Below are 436 nucleotides of genomic sequence, written 5' to 3'. Positions count from 1 at the left end.
CCTGTACCGAATCCTCGCGTGGGCGCTCGAATCCCCACTGCTGCAACCACGTCGGAAGCCGGCTGCCGCGGCCTGACGCGTCGACCACCAGATCGGCCGGCGTGACATCACCGTCGTCGAGGACGACGCCGGTCACCCGCTCGGCTGCCGGGTCGTACTGCGGATGTGCGACGGCTCGGTGCGCGATCTCGATGCCGGGCATCGCGCTCACCCTCTTGCGGATCTGCCATTCGAGGTGGCCGCGGCTGGGCACATAGGCGACGTACTTGTCGTCCAGTCCGGTTTCGAGGACGTGGCCGGCCGCGTCGAAGTGGATCAACTCGCGACGGTTGCGTATCACCGGGACGCCGGAGGCCGCCATGTCGTGGAGCAATCCGGGGAACAGCTCTTCCAGTTCCTGAGCACCACGGGCCATCAGCAGATGGACATGCTGGCC

The 436-nt window shown here is 67.2% G+C and carries 1 protein-coding gene; it reads right to left on the bottom strand.

Annotated features, from left to right (window positions below; all coding sequences use genetic code 11):
• A partial coding sequence (locus RNB18_RS52365) for a tryptophan 7-halogenase (RefSeq protein ID WP_311721100.1) occupies positions 1 to 436 on the bottom strand: 436 nt, incomplete at both ends.

The organism is Streptomyces doebereineriae (assembly GCF_031845645.1).
Classification (GTDB): domain Bacteria; phylum Actinomycetota; class Actinomycetes; order Streptomycetales; family Streptomycetaceae; genus Streptomyces; species Streptomyces canus.
The sequence above is the reverse complement of the archived record's forward strand: the minus strand, read 5'-3'. Positions and strand labels throughout refer to the sequence as shown.